The organism is Amycolatopsis nivea, assembly GCF_004522235.1.
In the GTDB taxonomy this organism is placed as follows: domain Bacteria; phylum Actinomycetota; class Actinomycetes; order Mycobacteriales; family Pseudonocardiaceae; genus Amycolatopsis; species Amycolatopsis nivea.
Genome location: NZ_SDLT01000130.1, coordinates 1 through 347, shown reverse-complemented (window position 1 = coordinate 347; position 347 = coordinate 1). Strand labels below are relative to the sequence as shown.

Here is a 347-nt window from a genome sequence, read left to right as displayed (position 1 = left end):
GTCGCGCCGGGCAAGGGCGTCTGGCCGGTGTTCTTCACCGTCACCGTGTAGGTGACTTTGTCCCCTGGCTTGACATCCTTCTTGTCCGCGACCTTCGTGATGTCCAAGCCCGCGACGGGCGTCGTGGTGCCGCAACGCGGATCGGTGGATCCAGGCGGGCAGTTCCCGCCGGGAGTGTCCGACGTGACCACGTTCGCCAGCTTGAAATCACCCTTGACGGGATTGTTCACGGTGACGCTGTAGGTGACCGTCGCCGAACTGCCCACCGGGAGGTCGCCGGTCCACGTCAGCCGCGGTGCTGCATAACTCACCGAGCCGATCGAAGCCGCGGCATCGTTCCCGTAGGT

Annotated in this window: 1 protein-coding gene; it reads right to left on the bottom strand. The window is 65.1% G+C overall.

The window, feature by feature from the left end; all coding sequences use genetic code 11:
- Positions 1–311, bottom strand: a 311-nt coding sequence (locus EIZ44_RS44530) for a DUF7927 domain-containing protein (protein ID WP_240691579.1), incomplete at its 3' end; no start/stop codon positions are given.
- Between the last annotated feature and the right edge of the window lie 36 nt (positions 312–347).